The following is an 18,376-nucleotide window of genomic DNA, read 5'->3' on the forward strand; positions in this document are numbered from 1 at the left end:
TGCAGCTGGGTGCCATGGCTGAGATCAGGCATCGAGAACCCAGGTATCCTTGGTGCCGCCGCCCTGGCTGGAATTGACGACGAGAGAGCCTTCCTTCAGCGCGACGCGGGTGAGGCCGCCCGGCACGCAGGAAATGCCGTTGGCGCCCGACAGCACGTAAGGCCGCAGATCGACATGGCGCGGCGCCACGCCGGAAGCCACGAAGGTCGGGCATGTCGACAGCGCCAGCGTCGGCTGGGCGATGAAACCCTCCGGGCTCGCCTTGAGCTTGCGGCGGAAGGTCTCGATCTGCGCCTTGTTGGCGTGGGGTCCGACCAGCATGCCGTAGCCGCCCGAGCCGTTGACCTCCTTGACGACGAGCTTCTCCAGATTGTCGAGCACATAGGCGTTGGCCTCCGGCTCGCGGCAGCGATAGGTCGGTACGTTCTTCAGGATCGGCTCCTCGCCGGTGAAGAACTTCACGATCTCGGGCATGTAGCTGTAGACCGCCTTGTCGTCGGCGACGCCGGTGCCGACCGCGTTGGCCAGCGTGACGTTGCCGGCCTTGTAGGCGCCGATCAGCCCGGGCACGCCCAGCACCGAGTCGCTGCGGAAGACGAGCGGGTCGATGAAGTCGTCGTCGATGCGCCGGTAGATCACGTCGACCCGCTTGGGGCCTTGCGTCGTACGCATGTAGACGATGTCGTCCTTGACCAGCAGATCCGAGCCTTCGACCAGTTCGACGCCGAGCTTGTCGGCCAGGAACGAGTGTTCGTAGAAGGCGGAATTGAACTGGCCGGGCGTCAGCAGGCAGATATTGGGATCGGACGGCGAACTGCGGGGCGCCACCGAGCGCAGGGTCGCCAGCAGCTGGTCGGGATAGTTGTCCACGGGTGCGACCCGGTGCGTGGCGAAGAGCTCCGGGAAAAGCCGCAGCATGACCTCCCGGTTCTCCATCATGTAGGAGACGCCCGACGGTGTGCGGGCATTGTCCTCGAGCACATAGAAGGTGTCGGCATCGACGCGCACGATGTCGATGCCGGCGATGTGGCAGTAGATGCCGTGCGGCACCTGGAAATCGACCATTTCGAGCTGGTAGCAGGCGTTGCGATAGACCAGATCAGCCGGGATGATGCCGGCTTTGATGCATTCCTTCGGGCCGTAGACATCGGCCAGGAACATGTTGATCGCGGTGACGCGCTGGCGCAGGCCGGCTTCGAGCTTGGTCCATTCCGGCTTAGTCAGGACACGCGGGATGATGTCGAAGGGGATCAGCCGCTCGGTCGATTCCTCGTCGCCATAGACGGCGAAGGTGATGCCGATGCGCCGGAAGAACAGTTCCGCCTGGCTGCGCCGGAGCGCCAGCATCTCAGGCGGGGCTTCCTTCAGCCAGCGATCAAGCGCCTGGTAGGCCGGTCTCAATTCGGCTCCGGAGCCGGTCATCTCGTCGAACGCGACCATGCAGGCTTCTTTCCCCTTGGTTGCAGCAGCCTAAGCGCATTCGCGTTGAATCGGAAAGGGGGCGGCCGATGCCGCTTTGCGCCGCGATGCCGAATTATTGAGCAAAAAAGCCCGTTGCAATTGAGGTGAAATGAGGGCAGAAATATCTAAGGTTGTAAATTTAGCTTTATACAATCATAGAGTTTGAGAGGCGCGCGAACAGTCGCCCCGGAGGTCGTGCCGGGCGCTGAGGGAAGCAACGCAAAGCGGCTTTGCCGCGACAGCGCGGCTCTGCCCGACGCACTTCAAGCGAATGGCAGCAGGTCCGATCACAATTTTAAAGGTTACATTAAATTTTATTGACCTCGCGCGAGGTTCAAATCTTGCCATCGGGGCTCATTGTCATGTCGTCGTTGCTGCGGTTGCTGTCCATCGGCCTCGTGTCTCTGTCCGTGAGCGGCTGCGGAACCTTCGTTCCCAATCTTCAGGAATTTCCCGGCAGTCCAGCCGATGGCCAGTTGCTGGTTAATGCGATCGTCGAGACGGTCCGCTGCGAGGTTCAGGATGCGGTCAAGTCGATCATTCTTCAGGACAAGGCGCTCGTCGCAAGCAGGGTGAACCCGGTCAGGTCGGCGCCTTGGTTCGATGATTGGGGCGTGCAGGCCGGGCTCGTCCTGACGGTCGAGGAAAGGACCGCCCTGAACCCGGCCGCCCTGTACAACCCGACAGGCCTGCAGAGCCCGCCGGTGACCTTCGCCTTCGGAGCCGTCGCGGCCGCCACGGCGACGCGCGTGACGACGCTGAACTTCTATTATACCGTCAAGGAATTGGTCGCAGCGCCCGCCTGTGGCAGCCGGCCAACCGCGAGCCGTCTCGCCGGATCGCTCCTGCTGCAGAGCGATCTCAAGCTGGCCGAAACGCTTGCTGCCCATGTGCTGGCATCCGGCACGGGCGCGCTGCTTGTGCCCGGCTCACGCAGCGCGCCTTCTGCCCAAAACGCCATCGCTCACCGTGTCAAGTTCGAGGTGCTGACCAGCGGCAGCGTCAGTCCGTCCTGGCGGCTGACGCATGCGACGACCAATCCCAACTCGACACTGTTCTCGACGAGCCGCAATCGCACGCATGACCTGACGCTGACATTGGGGCCGGCCGATCCCGCCGCGCGCGAATTGCTCGGGCCGGCGTCGCAGGTGTTCTTCGCCAACCAGTTGAACGCCATCCTGAGCCGCCGGGATTAGCGATCCTTCGCCGCACAGCTGACAACGATGGAGACAGCCATGGCTTCCAAACCCAGGACGGCAAAGGCAACCGCGATGACGCCCCCTTCGCCATGGTATTTTCCGACGGCAATCCAGGGCGTCGTGATTGCCTGCGACTACAATCCGATCGAGCAACGCTATAACAAGAACTGTCGGGAGATGCGGGTAGAGGACATACCGCAGCCGCGGCAGGCCGCCGTGAAGCGGATCATCACGATCTTCGACAAGATCGGCAACGCCTAGCGTTTCGCCCGTTCCGTTGGCTCGGCGGAAGCGCAGCCGCTGTCTTTCAGATCAGGCCGAGCCCGCGAAAACTGGCATGCCCGTCGCGACCGACGATGACGTGGTCGTGGATGACGATGCCGAGCGGCTTGGCGGTATCGACGAGCTCGCGGGTCATCCTGACGTCGGCGGCCGAAGGCGTGGGATCGCCCGACGGGTGGTTGTGAACGAGGATGACGGCGCTGGCAGAGAGCTCGAGTGCGCGTCGCATCACCTCGCGGGGGTAGACGGGGGTGTGATCGACGGTGCCGGTCTGCTGCACCTCGTCGGCAATTACGGCATTCTTCTTGTCGAGGAAGAGGATGCGGAACTGCTCGCGCTCGGCGAAGGCCATCGCGGTGCGGCAATAGTCCAGCACCGACGACCAGGAGGACAGCACGGTGCGTTTGGAGACCGCGCCGCGGGCCATGCGCTGCAGCGCCGCCTCGACGATCTTGAGATCGAGCGCCACGCCTTCGCCAACACCCTTGACTTCGGTCAGGCGCGCGGCGGGCGCGCCCAGCACCTCGGCGAAGGAGCCGAAACGTGCGATCAGCTCCTTGGCGAGCGGCTTGACGTCGCGCTGGGGAATCGAGCGGAACAGCAGCAGTTCGAGGAGTTCGTAATCGGGCAGGGCGTCGGCGCCGGCCTCGCTGAAGCGACTGCGCAGGCGCTCGCGATGGCCGTGATAATGCGGGGCCGCGTCGGCGAGGCCGGGCGGAGCCACGGGCAGGGCAGGTCGCGCAGTGCGGCCCGAACCCTTGCCCGCATCGGCTGTCATTGACGCGCGAGGGGGTTGTCGCGTCCGGCGGGCGAGAGGGTGAAGATCTCGCAGCCGGTATCGGTGACGCCGATCGTGTGCTCGAACTGGGCCGAGAGCGAGCGGTCCCGCGTTACGGCCGTCCAGCCGTCGGAGAGCACCTTCACCCCCGCCTTGCCGAGATTGATCATCGGCTCGATGGTGAAGATCATGCCCGGCTTGAGCTCTGGCCCTTCGCCGGGCGAGCCATAATGCAGGATGTTGGGCGCGTCGTGGAAGTTGCGGCCGACACCATGGCCGCAGAAATCGCGCACCACCGAGCAGCGTTCGGCCTCGGCATAGCGCTGGATGGCGAAACCGATATCGCCCGTCGTGCCGCCCGGGCGCACCGCCTTGATGCCGCGCACCAGGCTTTCATAGGTGATCTCGATCAGGCGCTCGGCCTTGCGCGGAATGTCGCCGACACCATACATCCGGCTCGAATCGCCATGCCAGCCATCGACGATCAGCGTGTAGTCGATGTTCATGATGTCGCCCTCGCGGAGCGGCTTGTCGTCGGGGATGCCATGGCAGACGACATGGTTGATCGAGGTGCAGATCGACTTGGTGTAGCCGCGATAAAACAGCGTCGCCGGATAGGCGCCATTGTCCATGGCGAACTGGAAGGCGAGGTCGTCCAGACGCTGGGTGGTGACGCCGGGCTTGACATAGTCGCCGAGCATATCGAGGCCCTCAGCCGTCAGGCGGCCGGCCTTGTGCATGGCCGCGAAGGCGTCCGCATCATGGATCTTGATGGCGGGCTCGCGATGGCGCGAGCGCCCGATCGTTTCGTCAAAAGTCATGTTCGCTCGGCAACTCCCTCGCGCCCATATCTATTGGGTTTGATCCCGGGCGCAAGGCATCGCGCCGCCGCAGGGCGCCCGCCCATGCGAGAAAACCAGTCGACGCGGCGCGATCGACCGGCTGGCGCCGGGCGGCGGCGGCGTGTATCAGGCTGGCGCTATGGCCATCATCGAGCAGTCACAGGCGGAGGACGAGCCCTTCGGCGCCTTCGCGCCGCAGCGCGGTCTTAAGCGCATCATCGCCTGGACGCGCAGTGCGTCCGACAGTTTCCTTGGCCGGAAGCTGGCCTATGCGCTGCGCCGGCTCGGCCTGCGCTCGCTGGCCGGCCGGCCGGTCGATATCGAGGCGCTGGGCGCCCGGATGCGGCTTTATCCCGACGGAAATGTCTGCGAAAAGCGCGTCCTCTTCACGCCGCAATATTTCGACCCGCTGGAGCGGTCGCTGCTGGCGGAGCGTCTGCATGACGGGTTCTGCTTCATCGACATCGGCGCCAATATCGGGGCCTATTCGCTGTTCGTGGCGGCACATGCTGGCCCAGGCGCGCGCGTCCTCGCTGTCGAGCCGCAGCCCGAGGTGTTCGCGCGTCTGGCCTTCAACATCGCGCAGAACCCGTTCGGCACCGTCAAGGCGGTCGCCTGCGCGCTGGCCGACAAGCCCGGCGAGCTCACGCTGTTCCTCGACCCGACCAATCGCGGCGAATCGAGCGTCCGTATCCTGCGCACCAGTGCCGCCACCTCGATCCGCGTGCCGGCGATGACCCTGCTCGCGCTCGTCCACAATGAGGGCTACGAGCGGCTGGACGCGATCAAGCTCGATGTCGAAGGCGCCGAGGACCTGATCCTGGAGCCGTTCCTGCGCGATGCACCCCAAAGCCTTTGGCCGGGCTTCATCATCATCGAGGATTCGCGCCAGCGCTGGCAGAGCGATCTTGCCGCGCTGCTCGCACAGAGCGGTTACACGCTGCTCGCGCAGACGCGCCTGAACCTGGTCTACGAGCGCAAGGCATCGGCGTAAGCGCAGGCTATCGTCTTTCTTGAGACGCCGAGAGCATGCCGATCATGGCGGCTGGGGGGCGCGGCGTTCACGGCGCTTGAGCCCTGGCCGGCAAACCCCTAGCTAGGATGCGATCGGCGGCTCGAACCTCCGGTGCCGCCGCAGCCAGGAGCCGGGAATGACCGCCAGCGACACGACATCCACCCCGGCGAGCATCACGGCCGCGATCCTCGTCATCGGCGACGAGATCCTGTCGGGGCGGACCAAGGACAAGAATATCGGCTATATTGCCGAATACATGACCAATATTGGCATCGAACTGCGCGAGGTCCGCATCGTGCCCGATGTCGAGGCCGAGATCGTGGCGGCCCTCAACGCGCTGCGCAGCCGTTACACCTATGTCTTCACGACCGGCGGCATCGGCCCGACCCATGACGACATCACCGCCGATTCGGTGGCGGCTGCCTTCGGGGTTTCGATCGATCATGATCCGCGCGCGATCGCGATGCTCGCCGAACGCTTCCCGCCTGACCAGCTCAACGAGGCGCGGCTGCGCATGGCGCGCATTCCCGCCGGGGCCGACCTCATCGCCAATTCGGTCTCGAAGGCGCCGGGCTTCAACATCGGCAATGTCTATGTGATGGCGGGCGTGCCCTCGATCATGCAGGCGATGCTCGACGTGGTGGCGCCGACGCTGACGACCGGGGTCAAAATTCTCTCCGACACGGTGCGCGCCGGCCTGCGCGAGGGCGATATCGGCACGGCTCTGGCCGAAGTTGCCAAGGCCCATCCCGATGTCTCGATCGGCTCCTACCCGTTCTATTCGGAGACGGGGCCCGACACCAATGTCGTGGTGCGCTCGCGCGACGCCGACAAGCTGGCGGCCGCGATGGCGGCCGTCACCGCGATGATCGACACCGAACGCGCGCGGCTTGGGTGACGATGCTGGGATGAAGATGCCTGGATGGCGGCATCGAGCGTCATCCAGGCAATTCGGTTCGATCAGTTGACCTTCCAGAGCTGCCCGGAGACATCCTCGCATTTGGTCAGCTGCGCCATCCCGTTGCGCGGGCCGCCATTGACGACGTCGAGGCACATGTTGGCCCCGCGAAACTCGGTCGTGAATTTCACGAAGCCGGCCTCGCTCGACTTCGTCATCTTCCAGGATTGGCCCGAATTGTTCTCGCAAGGGCCGAGTTTGACGAAGTTGTTCATGTTGCCGCCGTTTTCGACATCGAGGCACATCTTGTCGCCCCGGAATTCGGTTGTGAGATTGAGCCAGCCCTCGGCGGGGGTCATCTTCCACTGCTGGCCGGTGACGTCCTCGGTCTTGGCAAGCTGGGCGAAATTGTTGCGCGGACCGCCGTTGACGATGTCGAGCGACATCCCCGGCCCCTTCCACTGTGTCGACAGGCGCTGGTAATCGGCGGCCGGCGCGGCGCCGGCCGTGCCCAGCAGCACCATGGCAGCAGCCGTCAAATTGGATGCGAATGCGTTCATTTGGATCCCTCGATCTCGAAATACTGACGGAATTCGACCGGCCCACCATTGATGCGCATGTCGATGCGGTACCGACCCGGAGGCCAGCCTGCATTGGGTTTGCTCAGGCTGGCCGAGACGAGCTGACTGGCCCCAAGCGGTATCGTGCTCGACACGATCTCGAAATTCGGAGGCGAGCGGTCCGTCTTCTCGGCGACCCAGGTGGCTGTGAGCTTGTCGTCGGGTTTGAGATTGCGAATCTGCAGGGCCAGCACGATCTTGGCCGTGTCGGTGGCGAAGGCCGATTGAGGCGGGACGTCGCCATCGCCCGGGAAGGTCATCGCCTTGACGATGTGGGTCGACTCGGTTGCGGTGGCCGCCGCCTTCGGCGTGTTTTCGCAGCGGATCAGGGATTCGTAGGCTTGCGGAAAGCCAGCCAGATCGAAATCCGCGTCGGCGCCATCGAGTTTCAGAACCATCGTCTTGGCCGCGAGCATGCGCGGCACGATGCTGTTGGGCAGCTCCGCCGTGAGCGACGTGCCGTCTCCGACCCAGGCTGATTGGGGGATCGCGACCAGCTTGTCGAGGACGAAGGGAACACGGATCTTCTCATCCTTGTCCCAGGTCCAGTGCTCGTAGATGAAGGTCATGATCGCCTTGTCGGCCGCGACGGCGAAGACGAGCGCGTTCACGGCATCGTCGTCGTTGGCGTCCTTGTATGACTTGCTCATCAGGCAGGACGTGCCGCGCGCGCCGCGCTCGATCTCCCAGCCGCCGGCCTTCTCGAACGGGGTCTCGCCCGCGGCGAGAACCGGGCCAGCCAGCAAGGCAAGCGCCGCAAGGGTTATCGTCGGTCGCATTTTATCCTGTCCCCGAGCGATGAAAGGCAACGACTGCCGACAAACCATGCTCTCGATTTGCCGCCGCCAGGATCGGCTCGAGGACCGGCCCGCATCCGTGGCTGGTCGTACCGAAATCGTGTCCGCAGACGAGCCATGTTCGGGGCCTTGCGGAACGTCAACGCAGCCAGTCCGGCTGCGGACAAATTGGTGCCTCGGGCCGCAAGATTGATACGAAATGTCCGCAGCCCGTGGACGGCTGGGGGATCTGTTGATGGTTCGGTCTGCCGGCGGGCTGATGTCAGAGCTCGTTGAACCAGTCGGCGATCACCGGACCGGTTGCGGGAAGCGGTGTCATCGGGGCCGCTCGGGCCCGCGCCTGGAGTGCGGCGGGCGTGATGGCGAACTGTTGGATGAAGGCGCGACGAAAGCTGCGCTCCTGCCGGAACCCGGACTGGTTCGCGACCTCGGCCGCGGTGAACCCGGCATAGCGCCCCATCGCGATCTCTGCGTAGGCGCGCGTCAGGCGCAGCCGCCGGATGGTCGTGGCGATGGTCCCGCCGTCGCGCATCAGGCGGTAGAGACGTGCGCGCGAAAGGGCGAACTGACTGCAGATCAGTTCCGACCCGAGTCCGGGATCGGCCAGCCGCTGTTTGATGAAACGGCGGATGGCTTTCGCCAGCTCGACCTCCAAGTCGGCCGGTGTCGCAAGCTTGGCGCCCTCGTGAACAGGCCCGCCATTCAGACAGGCGGCGAGCATCATGAGGGTGCTGCGGCTCGCGATAGACGCTTGAGCCGGCCCCAGCGGATCGGGCAGCGCCAGGAGCGCGGTGATGTGGGCATCCACGAGCCGCGCCTCGACGGATTCGGCCGGATAGACGCGCCCGTCGAGGGCAGCGACGGGGCCGATGGCGGCTTCCAGCAGCCGGCGCGCCACGACGATCGCGGTCAATGTGATCCCTTCGAGCCGATAATCGGCCGGGCTCGACAGCTTGGTGATCGACATCGCGCCCGGTGCGAAGCGCATGCGCCGGCGTCCGCAAACGCCTTCGCCTCGCCCCGCCAGGAAGACGTTGATGAAGACATGGTCGAGCCCGATACGCTTGGCCATCGCCTTCGTACGCACGAGCCTGAAGTCGCCCGCAGTGACATGTCCGATCAGCAACGGGCCGATCTGGCGCCATTGGCCTAAGGTCGTGAAGCGGTCGGCTTCTTCCGGAGTCATCCGGATCTCGCCGGAGGGGCTCATCACCTCCCGCCAGGCGGCGACACGATAGTCCGCATCACCATCTTCGAGCTGGATCGAATGGCGGGTCGTCGCGACCATGCAATACCCACCTTGCCAGCGAGGCCCTGCGCGCCAAAACGCATTGAAGATCGATTCGAACAGCGTCGAGCGCCTGCTATGCTGGAGACAGATCCAAAAGGCGACAGACCCTTCACCGTTTAAGCTTGATTGAGCGCCACAAACTTGGAATGAGCGGCTTTACCCTTCACCCGGAGCCCCCGCACCATGGCCGAACCGACCGCCAACAAGGCCTTTCCCGTCTCCTGGGACCAGTTCCACCGCGATGCGCGCGCGCTCGCCTGGCGGCTGGCCGAGAAGGGGCCGTTCGAGGCGATCGTCTGCATCACGCGCGGCGGGCTGGTGCCGGCGGCGATCATCTGCCGGGAGCTCGGTCTGCGGCTGATCGAGACGGTCTGCGTCGCGAGCTATCACGACTACAAGAACCAGACCGAGCTGAAGGTGCTCAAGGATGTCGCGCCCTCGATCAAGGCGATCGGCGACGGCAAGGGCCAGGGCGTTCTTGTCGTCGATGACCTGACCGACACCGGCAAGACGGCGCGCGTCGTGCGCGAAATGCTGCCCAATGCCCATTTCGCCACGGTCTATGCCAAACCGGCCGGCGTGCCGACGGTCGATACCTTCATCACCGAGGTCAGCCAGGACACCTGGATCTATTTCCCCTGGGATATGGGGCTGGCTTATGTCGAGCCGATCGCCAAGGATCACAAGGGCTGAGGACACGTGTCATCAGCCGGGATCGTCTGGAGGAGGTCACGATGATCGACACGACGGACCGGCCGAACAGCTTTCCCTGGCCGCCGGTTCTCTACGGCGTGGCTATTCTGATCGCGATGGCGCTTCAGCAGGTCGTTCCGCTGTCCTACCCCGTGGATGGGTCCGGGCTCGGGGGAGCGCTGCACCTTGCCGGGTGGGCTTTCTTCTTGGTCGGCGCCGGCTTCGACATTTTCGCCATGGTGACGATGGCGCGAGCGCGCGCCAACATCCTGCCGCATCGGGCCGCGACCGCGCTGGTCGAGAGCGGCCCCTTCGCGATCAGCCGCAACCCGATCTATTTCGGCAACACGACGATGATGGTCGGTGCGGGGCTGGCCTTCGGCAATCTCTGGCTGATCGTGACCGGCCTGATCGCAGCCGTCCTCGTGCTGAAGCTCGCCATCGAGCGGGAAGAGCGGCATCTGGAGGCGCTGTTCGGGCCGGCATGGATCGCCTATCGCGCTCGGGTTCGACGCTGGATCGGGCGGCACTGAAAGCAGCTCCGCGGTCTTTTGAAAACTCTCCTCGGTTCTCGGTCAAAGGCCTCACGCCCGCTTGATGCGGCGGCGAGGCACAAAGCGGTCCTTAGAGCGTTGACCGTCATGGAAGCGACGAGGCGCGCTGCCATCGTCCGATTCTTCCGGCCAGGCGGTCTCGCCTCGTCAGCCTCAGAGCCAGGGATCAAGCAAACCGATGACCGAGCGCGACGGGGTTTCCCGGGTTCCCGCCCCCTTGATCACCTGGCGGCGCGGCCCGGTTTCGATCGTTGTCGTCTTCGCTGCCTTGGCGCTGTTCCTGGTGCTCTTGCCGGCGACGCTCCTGATGATCTTCGCGGGCCTGCTGCTTGCGATCCTGTTCAGGTCCTGCGGTGTCTGGGTCGGCAATCGGCTCTCCGTTGGCCCCGGCTGGGGCGTCGCGATCTTCCTCCTGTGTGTTCTGCTACTGCTTGGCGGGGGAGGTATGGCCGTCGCGCCCGCCGTCCTGGAGCAGGTCGATCAACTCTGGCGGCAAGTGCCTGAGGCGGTCGACAGTGTGCGGAAGCGGATCGACACATATGACTGGGCTCGCAACGCGCTCGAACGGCTCAGCCCCGGCAATCTTTGGTCGTCCGAGGCGGGGGGAGCGGCCACGCAGGCCGTCGGTTCGGCCTTCGGCTCGCTGGGTAACGGCGTCCTGTTGCTGTTCATTGCGCTTTACGGTGCATTCGATCCCGAGACCTATCGAAAGGGTTTCCTGAAGCTGTTTGCGCCGTCGCGGCGGGCGCAAGCCGAAGTCGTGCTCGCCCGCAGTGTCGATACCTTGCAGAACTGGCTCGTCGCGCAGTCGATCGCGATGGCCGTCGTGGGCGTGCTGACCGGGCTCGGCCTGTGGCTGATCGGCATCCCGCTGGCCCTGGTGCTGGGGCTGATCGCCGGTCTGCTCGCCTTCATTCCCAATATCGGGCCGGTCCTGGCGGCGGCCCCCGGCCTTCTGCTTGCCGTGCCTCAAGGCATGAACACGGTTCTGATGGTCCTGGGCGTCTATCTCGCGGTTCAGGCGATCGAGAGTTACGTGGTCACGCCGATCGTTCAGAAAGAGAAGGTCTCGCTGCCCCCTGTGCTGGTGATCTGCACGCAGCTGGCCTTCGGCACGCTGTTTGGGCTGATCGGCCTTGCGCTCGCCACGCCTATCACCGCGCTCTCATTGCAGCTCATCAACGATCTCTACGTCGGGAAATATCTTGAACGAGAGGAGATCGCGACCGGGGAACCCTGAGATATTCGGCGGCCGGCCCGCTCCTGCCGGTTCTTAGCGCGCCCGCAACGCCACGCTCATGCCCGCGATCACCAGCAGCATGCCTGCGATCTCTATGCCGGAGGGGTACTCGCCGAGCAACGCCACGCCTGCTAGCGCAGTCACGACGGGGTTGAGCGGCAGGAACAGTGTCGCGCGTGCCGCACCCAGCAGTTCCACTGATTTTGTGTAGAGAAACAGCGCCCCGACACCGACGAGCGCGCCCTGATAGAGCGCCTGCAGCGCGATCGCCGGCCAGGCTGAGTCGCCGAGCCGCATCGGCATGGTCAGCGCGAAAACCGGCAGGATCAAAAGCGAGAGCAGGCAGGTCGCGATCGTGACGTCGATGGCGTCGCAGCCCCAGCGCCGCGCCAGCAGGCCGAAGACCGACCACATCACGGCATTGGCAACGAAAAGCAGATCGCCGATCCAGGCGCTCTCCTGCGGCCTGCTGGACCCAAAGGTCTCCCAGCCGAAGGCGGCAATTCCGGCGAGCACAAGCGAAAGCCCCAGCATGCGCCAGAGGCCGGGGCGCTCGCCCATCACCGCGAAGGCCAGCGCCACCGTCATCACCGGGATCAGGCCGGGCACGATCACCGAGGCGTGCAGGGCCGGGGCAAAGGTGGCGCCGCCGACCAGGACCAGCGCATAGGGCGCGCCGGCCAGCGCGGTCAGAATCAGCGCGCGCCGCCAGCCGAGCGCACCCACGGGGAAGGGCCGCATCCGCCGCAGTGCCAGCGGCAGCAGCAACAGCGAGGCGACGGCGAAGCGAAGAATCGTGACGTCGGCCGCGCTCAGGCCATCGGCGACGGACTGGCGCGAGACGACGGCCTGCACGCCCCAGATCAGGCTGGTCAGCAGGCCGCAGCCGAGGCCGAGCCAGAGCCGGCGGCGCGCCAGCGGGGCGGCGGAAGAGGTAAAGTCTGACACGAGGGGCTTTCGCGAGACGGGGAGCACGGACCGACCCGACGGGTGGCGCCCGCTGCTATGCGAGCCGGGGCGCCGCCGGGCAAGGGGCGCCGACGCCGATGCGGCCCTTGCGTCCCGCGCTCAGCCGGCGAGGAAGCGCTCTGCGGCGCTGTGCAGCACCTGGACGCCGAGCGCCAGATCCTCGTCCTTCGTGTCCTCGCTCCAGTGATGCGAGATGCCGCCGATCGAGGGGACGAAGAGCATCGAGGCCGGCATCTTGCGGGCGATGACCTGCGCGTCATGGCCGGCGCCCGAGGGCATGATCTGCCAGGCGCCCGGCGCGATGTCCTGCGCCGCGTCCGAGAGGCACCGCATCATCTGCGGATCGCACAGCGCCGGCACTGCCTTGGAGACGGATGATAGCGTGATCTTGCAGCGCTCGCGGCGGTTGGCCTCCTGGACCAGCATCTTCAGCCCGGCTTCGAGCCGCTCCAGCACCGGCACCGAAACGTCGCGGAACTGGAACAGGATCTCGGCGCGCCCGGGGATGATGTTGGGCGCGTCCGGCTCAAGGCGAAAACGCCCCGTGGTCCAGGTCGTGCGTTCGCCGACGATGCGCGGGAACTCGGCATCGATCGCGGCGAGTAGGCGCACGGCGCTCAGGCCTGCGTCGCGGCGTTCGGCCATGCTGGTGCCGCCGGCATGGTCCTGCTGGCCCTCGACCACGATCCGCCATTGCCAGATCGCGACGATGCCGGTGACGACGCCGAGCCTCAGGCCCGCAGCCTCGAGCTGCGTGCCCTGCTCGATATGCATCTCGTAATAGCCCTTGTAGCGTTCGATCTCGAGCGGCCGGCGCGGGAGGCCTTCGAGCCCGGCCGCGCGCAGGGCGTCGCGCAAAGGCGTGCCGTCGGTGCGGTTGCGGGCGCCGTCGATCGCCGCCTCGCTCAAATCGCCGATCGCCGAGCGGCTGCCGGGCAGGCTGAGGCTGAAATGGCCCTCCTCATCGGCGAAGGCGCAGACATCGACCGGGAGACCCGCCCGCGCCAGCGCGACGCCGGCTACGACGCCGAGCGCGCCGTCGAGCCAGCCGGCTTCGTTCTGCGATTCGATATGGCTGCCGACCAGGAGATGGGGGCCTTCGCCGCGATGACGCCCGAAGACATTGCCGATGCCGTCGATTTCGGCGTCGAGCCCGCATTGCGTCAGCTTCGCGATCAGCCAGCGGCGGGCCTCCATGTCGTGGGGTGAATAGGTCGGGCGGTGGACGCCGGTCTTGAAGGTGCCGATCGCGCGCAGTTCATAGAGATCCCGCAGGAAGGCGTCGGTATCGACGGTCGGCATGGCTGGCTCGCTTTCAGGACAGGCGGGGAGGCGAGGGGCAAGTGCTCAGGCGGGTGGCTGCTGACCGACGGCGCCGGCGAAGTCGGCGACGGTCGAGACCCAGCCGAAGAAGGTCTCGATGTTGTAGATGGCCGCCCTCTGGGCGAAGTCGGGCCCGGCTGCGTGGGTGGCATCCTCCAGCACGACGCTGAAATATTCGAGATGGAAGGCGTCGCGAAGCGAGGATTCGACGCAGACATTGGTGGCGATGCCGGTAAAGACGAGGGTGCGAATGCCGCGCGCCCGCAGGACGCTGTCGATATTGGTGTTGAAGAAGACGCTGTAGCGCGGCTTGGGGATGACGATATCGCCCGGCTGCGGGGTGAGCGCATCGACGATGGCGTAGTCCCAGCCGCCCTTGGCGAGAAGCTGCCCCTGCAGTTCGGGCTTGCGGCGCATGGTCTTGAGCGCGTTGGATTTGTGCCAGTTCGGCGAACCCGGCCCTCCCGCTTCGTGGTAGCCGTCGTCCCAGCCGTTCTGCAGGAAGATCACCGGGATGCCCGCCTGCCGGGCCGCCGCCACCGCGACCGCGACATTGCGGATCACCGGCGCGGCGCCGGCAACGTCGAACCCGGCGAGATCCAGATAGCCGCCGGGCGACGCGTAGGCGTTCTGCATGTCGACGACGATCAGGGCGGTCCGCGCGGTGTCCAGCCGAAGCGGCTCGGGGCGGGCCGGTAGCACCACCGATGCCGGCGCAGTGTGGTTGCCGGTCGCGTCGGCAAGTGGTGAGGGCAGGCCAGGCATGGTCGTTCTCCGGCACGGTATCGGCGCAAGGGATTGGGGCAAGGGCATCGCTTTCGGGTCCCGTTGGGACCTCGCTGCGCTGCCGCGCCCCTTGGCGGTCCAGCAAGAGATATGCCGTTGCACCGCGCACCGCACTTTCCTTTCCGGTCTAAAACTTGCCTGATCCGAAACGGGAGGCGTGCGCCATGAACGACTGGATTGAGGCTCCAATGGCCGGCGGCGCGACCCCGGCACTGGCTGCCGCTCTGCGCAGCGAGATTCTGCAAGCCCGCAGCGATGCCCGCGACGACCCCTTTGGCAATCCGGTGCTGCGGGTGACGCTCTGGCTGACGCGGCGGATGGATCGCGGCGAGCTCGACGTCGCGGCCGCCGGGGAACTGGTGCGGCTGCTCGGGCGCGAGGCGCTGCGGCAGCGGGCGGGGCGTGTCGCGGCCTATGTCGGCCTGGAGGGCGATGGCGAGCAGGCTTTTGCGACCCTTGCCGAGGCGCAGGCGGATGCGGCTGCGGCGCAGGCCGACCCCTTCGAAAGCTTCAAGGCCAATGTCGAGCGCGTGCGCTTTGCCGCCGTCTTCACGGCCCATCCGACCTTCGGCATGAGCCGCAAACTGGCGCATGCGCTGGCCGACCTTGCTTCAGGTGGCCGTTCCGGCAACAGCGTGATCGACGACCCGGCACTGTCCTTCCGGCCAGACGGCAAGATCACCCTGCAGGACGAGTTCGAACAGGCGCGCTACGCGGTGCGCCAGGCGCGCGATGCGATCGACGCGCTGAACGCCGCCATGCTGGGCGCCGCCCGCGAACGCTGGCCGGAGCGCTGGGCGCAGCTTGCGCCGCGTCCGGTGATCCTGGGCTCCTGGGTCGGCTGCGACACGGATGGGCGCACCGATATCGGCTGGTGGGACACGCTGCGCTACCGGCTGGAATCGAAGCAGGGCCAGTTTTCCCGCATCCTGGAAAAGCTGCCCGAAACGGCGGCGACGACCGGTGTACGTGATCTGGTGGGCGGCGCGCTGTCCGCCGTTGACCGGCAGCTTGCGCTGGCACCGCCGATCACCTCGCAGCCGACGCTGCAGGCCCTGCAGGCCTTCGCGCTTTCGCTGGTCAAAGAGCGCGAGGCGGCACTGCCCGAGGCCTCGCGGCTGATCGCGGCGCTGGATCAGGCGCTGTCGATCTCCGACGACGATGCGACGACGATGGCGCTGTGCCTGGTCAAGGCGGGCTGCGTCGCGCATGGCGTCTCGATCGCGCTGCCGCATTTCCGGCTCAACGCCTCGCAGCTCCACAATGCGATGCGCGCCGTCATTCCGCTTGACGAGGAGCCGACCCAGCCGGCGCAGCGGCGGGCCTTCCTGAGCGCGGTCAATGCCGCCCTCGCCAAGGTCGCGCCGATCGCGATCGATTTCGGGGCGCTGGCGGCCGAGCGCGCCTCGGCGACGCGCATGCTGATGACGATCGCGCAGATCGTGAAGCATGTCGACGGCACAAAGGCCGTGCGCTTTCTGGTGGCCGAAACCGAGACCGGCTACACCCTGCTCTGCGCGCTCTGGCTCGCCAGCCGCTTCGGCATCGCCGACCGGGTCGAGATCTCGCCTTTGTTCGAGACGGAAGACGCGCTGGAGCAGGGGCCGCGCATCATCGACGAGGCGCTGCGCAGCCCGCATTTCCGCGCCTATCTCAAGCGCCATGGCCGCTTCTGCATCCAGTTCGGCTATTCCGATTCCGGGCGCTATATCGGGCAGGTCGCCGCGACCTTCTGGATCGAGCGGCTGCGCATCCGCATCTGCGAGCTGCTGGTCCGCTACGACCTCGCCGATGTCGAGCTCGTCATCTTCGACACCCATGGCGAATCCGCCGGTCGGGGCGCTCATCCCGGCAGTCTTGCCGACCGCCTGGCCTATCTCGAACCGGCCTGGGCGCGGGCGGCCTTCGCCAAGGCCGGCGTCAAGACGGTGCGCGAGACCAGCTTCCAGGGCAGCGACGGCTATATGCTGTTCGGCACGCCGAAGCTCGCCGCCGCAACGATCGGGCGGATCGCGGCGGCCGTGCTTGCCCCCGCCGACCAGCCGGTTGCCGACCCGATTTATGACGAGCCGGATTTCGCGACCGAGTTCTTCCAGACCGTGCGCGAGGAGATGACGGCGCTGGTCGACGATCCCGGCTATGCCGCGCTGATCGGCACCTTTGGCCCCTCGCTGCTCGACAAGACGGGCTCGCGCCCCGCCGCCCGTCAAAGCGATGCGGGCGGGCCGACGCGTATCCGGCACCCGCGCGAATTGCGCGCCATCCCCAACAACGCGATCCTGCAGCAGCTCGGCTGGCTGGCCAACAGCGTGCACGGCATCGGCCAAGCGGCGTCGCGCGCGCCGGACCTGTTCAACGCGATGCGCGAGCGCTCCGACCGTTTTGACCGGGCCTACCGTCTCGCCGAGCATGCCATGGCTGCCAGCGATCTCGACGTGCTGCGGGCCTATCTCGACACGCTCGACCCCGGAAGCTGGTTCGACCGGGCGCGGCGCACAGCCAAGGAAGGCCGCCGCGACGAGTTGCTCGCGGTCGGGGAAGCACTTTCGCGACTGGAACTGGCTCCGGCGCTGCGGCGCCTGTTCTGGCGGTTGTCATCGGATGCGCTGAAACTGAAGGTCGCGGCCGGCGTCACCCCGGAGATGCCGGTGCGGCTGGTGGCGCTGCATGCGCTGCGGCTGGCGGCGATGCACGGCATCTGGCTGCTTGCCCGCCATATCCCGGATTTCCGGCCCAATGCCGGGCTGACGCGAGAGGCGCTGATGGAGCGGCTGCTGCAACTCGACGTGCCCGCCTGCCTTGCCCTGCTCGGCGAAATCTTCCCGCTCAAGCCCGATCCGACGATCGGACTTGATTTTGGCGAGCCGCCTGGCCCGCGCGAGGCCGGCACCTATGAAGCGCTGCACCGCGACGTGATCGCGCCGATGCAGGCCCTGTTCGAGCTGATGCGCGAGATATCCGGTGCGATCCAGCACGAGATCGGGGCGTTCGGGTAAGGCCAGAAGTGGTCTCTTCTCAGTGGCCGTACATGGCTCTGACGCGTGGATGCAAGCCGGGTTCGAAGGGGTCGTGGGGACCCAGCGTCGCGATCCGTGTGGCGTCGACGGCGGTCGTCAGTTCCACCTGCCATGCCCCCTGGCCCGGTCTGTAGCCGAAGGCGTCGCTCTTGCGGTCACTTTTTAGCCTCAGCCCGTCGACAAGCGTGGTATAGCCTCTGACATTGAAGCCGTCCTCGGAGGGCAGATTATTGAGCCGGTAAATGTCGGCGCCGCCCGCGAGCTGCCCGGTCCTGAGCCCGAGCGCCAACTCCATGTCCCTTGGCGTCATGCCGCTGATATGCGTTAGCAGCGTAATGTAGCCCGAAACTTTTGGCGTGACCTCGGCTCGCGCCTTCACCTTCAAAAGGTTATAGGCGCCCCATTTGAGCATCCACGCATAATTCGATTCTCGCGCCGCCTTGGAATTCTGTAATGCCCGCGTTTCTGCGCTGCCTACGAAATCGTCGCTCACCATCGCCTCCCTGACGATCCTTTTTGAAAGCACGGACGAGCATAGACCAGTTGTACGACAAGCCGATAGACAGCGGTTGAATCCCGACCAAAAAATATTTGGTGGATACACCTTTACT

At 65.9% G+C, this 18,376-nt stretch carries 18 protein-coding genes; 8 read left to right on the forward strand and 10 right to left on the reverse strand.

Annotated elements, in window-relative coordinates:
* Positions 1-24: 24 nt before the first annotated feature.
* Positions 25-1,440, reverse strand: a complete 1,416-nt coding sequence (locus IP69_RS05575; RefSeq protein WP_054141831.1) for a circularly permuted type 2 ATP-grasp protein — start codon at positions 1,438-1,440, stop codon at positions 25-27.
* A 383-nt stretch (positions 1,441-1,823) separates the two neighbouring features.
* Between IP69_RS05575 and IP69_RS05580 the strand changes: the two genes are divergently transcribed.
* Both IP69_RS05580 and IP69_RS05585 read left to right on the forward strand, forming a co-directional pair.
* Positions 1,824-2,657, forward strand: coding sequence for a hypothetical protein (locus IP69_RS05580; RefSeq protein ID WP_054141832.1), 834 nt, complete (start codon positions 1,824-1,826; stop codon positions 2,655-2,657).
* Positions 2,658-2,696: 39 nt separating this feature from the next.
* Positions 2,697-2,921 carry a hypothetical protein gene (locus IP69_RS05585; RefSeq protein ID WP_156323303.1) on the forward strand — a complete coding sequence of 75 codons (225 nt, stop codon included), beginning with the start codon at positions 2,697-2,699 and terminating at the stop codon, positions 2,919-2,921.
* Positions 2,922-2,967: 46 nt separating this feature from the next.
* Here the strand turns inward: IP69_RS05585 and radC are convergent, their stop codons facing one another.
* A complete protein-coding gene (radC, locus tag IP69_RS05590; protein ID WP_054141834.1) occupies positions 2,968-3,720 on the reverse strand; it encodes a DNA repair protein RadC in 753 nt (250 codons plus the stop codon).
* Positions 3,717-4,541: a type I methionyl aminopeptidase gene (gene map, locus IP69_RS05595; protein ID WP_054141835.1), complete on the reverse strand. Its 825-nt coding sequence runs from the start codon at positions 4,539-4,541 to the stop codon at positions 3,717-3,719. The genes radC and map overlap by 4 nt, the downstream gene beginning before the upstream one ends.
* A 160-nt stretch (positions 4,542-4,701) precedes the next feature.
* Between map and IP69_RS05600 the strand changes: the two genes are divergently transcribed.
* Complete coding sequence (locus IP69_RS05600; RefSeq protein ID WP_054141836.1) at positions 4,702-5,556, forward strand: FkbM family methyltransferase; 855 nt, start codon at positions 4,702-4,704, stop codon at positions 5,554-5,556.
* A gap of 157 nt (positions 5,557-5,713) precedes the next feature.
* On the forward strand, positions 5,714-6,475 hold the full coding sequence (locus IP69_RS05605) for a molybdopterin-binding protein (protein ID WP_054141837.1): 762 nt from the start codon (positions 5,714-5,716) through the stop codon (positions 6,473-6,475).
* Between the two features lie 62 nt (positions 6,476-6,537).
* Here IP69_RS05605 and IP69_RS05610 read toward each other — a convergent pair whose 3' ends face one another.
* The 3 genes from IP69_RS05610 to IP69_RS05620 form a co-directional block, all read right to left on the reverse strand.
* Positions 6,538-7,035, reverse strand: a complete 498-nt coding sequence (locus IP69_RS05610) for a ricin-type beta-trefoil lectin domain protein (RefSeq protein WP_054141838.1) — start codon at positions 7,033-7,035, stop codon at positions 6,538-6,540.
* On the reverse strand, positions 7,032-7,874 hold the full coding sequence (locus IP69_RS05615) for a hypothetical protein (protein ID WP_054141839.1): 843 nt from the start codon (positions 7,872-7,874) through the stop codon (positions 7,032-7,034). Before IP69_RS05615 ends, IP69_RS05610 begins: the two co-directional genes overlap by 4 nt.
* A 280-nt stretch (positions 7,875-8,154) precedes the next feature.
* Positions 8,155-9,180, reverse strand: coding sequence for a helix-turn-helix domain-containing protein (locus IP69_RS05620; RefSeq protein WP_054141840.1), 1,026 nt, complete (start codon positions 9,178-9,180; stop codon positions 8,155-8,157).
* A 186-nt stretch (positions 9,181-9,366) separates the two neighbouring features.
* Here IP69_RS05620 and gpt point away from each other — a divergent pair, with 186 nt between their 5' ends.
* From gpt to IP69_RS05635, 3 genes are all read left to right on the forward strand, one after another.
* Entirely contained in the window at positions 9,367-9,876 is a 510-nt protein-coding gene (gene gpt / locus IP69_RS05625; protein ID WP_054141841.1) for a xanthine phosphoribosyltransferase, read from the forward strand.
* Positions 9,877-9,917: 41 nt separating this feature from the next.
* Positions 9,918-10,409, forward strand: coding sequence for an isoprenylcysteine carboxylmethyltransferase family protein (locus IP69_RS05630; protein WP_054141842.1), 492 nt, complete (start codon positions 9,918-9,920; stop codon positions 10,407-10,409).
* A gap of 199 nt (positions 10,410-10,608) precedes the next feature.
* Positions 10,609-11,670 (forward strand): AI-2E family transporter, encoded by a 1,062-nt coding sequence (locus IP69_RS05635; protein WP_082358997.1) that lies wholly within the window; start codon positions 10,609-10,611, stop codon positions 11,668-11,670.
* A 33-nt stretch (positions 11,671-11,703) separates the two neighbouring features.
* Here the strand turns inward: IP69_RS05635 and IP69_RS05640 are convergent, their stop codons facing one another.
* The 3 genes from IP69_RS05640 to rutB form a co-directional block, all read right to left on the reverse strand.
* The gene (locus tag IP69_RS05640; protein ID WP_054141843.1) at positions 11,704-12,618 is read right to left on the reverse strand and encodes a DMT family transporter; all 915 of its coding nucleotides are present in this window, start codon (positions 12,616-12,618) and stop codon (positions 11,704-11,706) included.
* Between the two features lie 120 nt (positions 12,619-12,738).
* Positions 12,739-13,941, reverse strand: coding sequence for a Zn-dependent hydrolase (locus tag IP69_RS05645; protein ID WP_054141844.1), 1,203 nt, complete (start codon positions 13,939-13,941; stop codon positions 12,739-12,741).
* A 45-nt stretch (positions 13,942-13,986) separates the two neighbouring features.
* A complete protein-coding gene (rutB, locus tag IP69_RS05650) occupies positions 13,987-14,727 on the reverse strand; it encodes a pyrimidine utilization protein B (RefSeq protein ID WP_054141845.1) in 741 nt (246 codons plus the stop codon).
* 185 nt (positions 14,728-14,912) lie between these two features.
* Here rutB and IP69_RS05655 point away from each other — a divergent pair, with 185 nt between their 5' ends.
* A complete protein-coding gene (locus IP69_RS05655) occupies positions 14,913-17,744 on the forward strand; it encodes a phosphoenolpyruvate carboxylase (RefSeq protein ID WP_054141846.1) in 2,832 nt (943 codons plus the stop codon).
* A gap of 19 nt (positions 17,745-17,763) precedes the next feature.
* Here the strand turns inward: IP69_RS05655 and IP69_RS05660 are convergent, their stop codons facing one another.
* Positions 17,764-18,258, reverse strand: a complete 495-nt coding sequence (locus tag IP69_RS05660) for a hypothetical protein (RefSeq protein ID WP_156323304.1) — start codon at positions 18,256-18,258, stop codon at positions 17,764-17,766.
* Positions 18,259-18,376: the final 118 nt, after the last annotated feature.

Source organism: Allobosea sp. AAP35, from assembly GCF_001295925.1.
Taxonomy (GTDB): domain Bacteria; phylum Pseudomonadota; class Alphaproteobacteria; order Rhizobiales; family Beijerinckiaceae; genus Allobosea.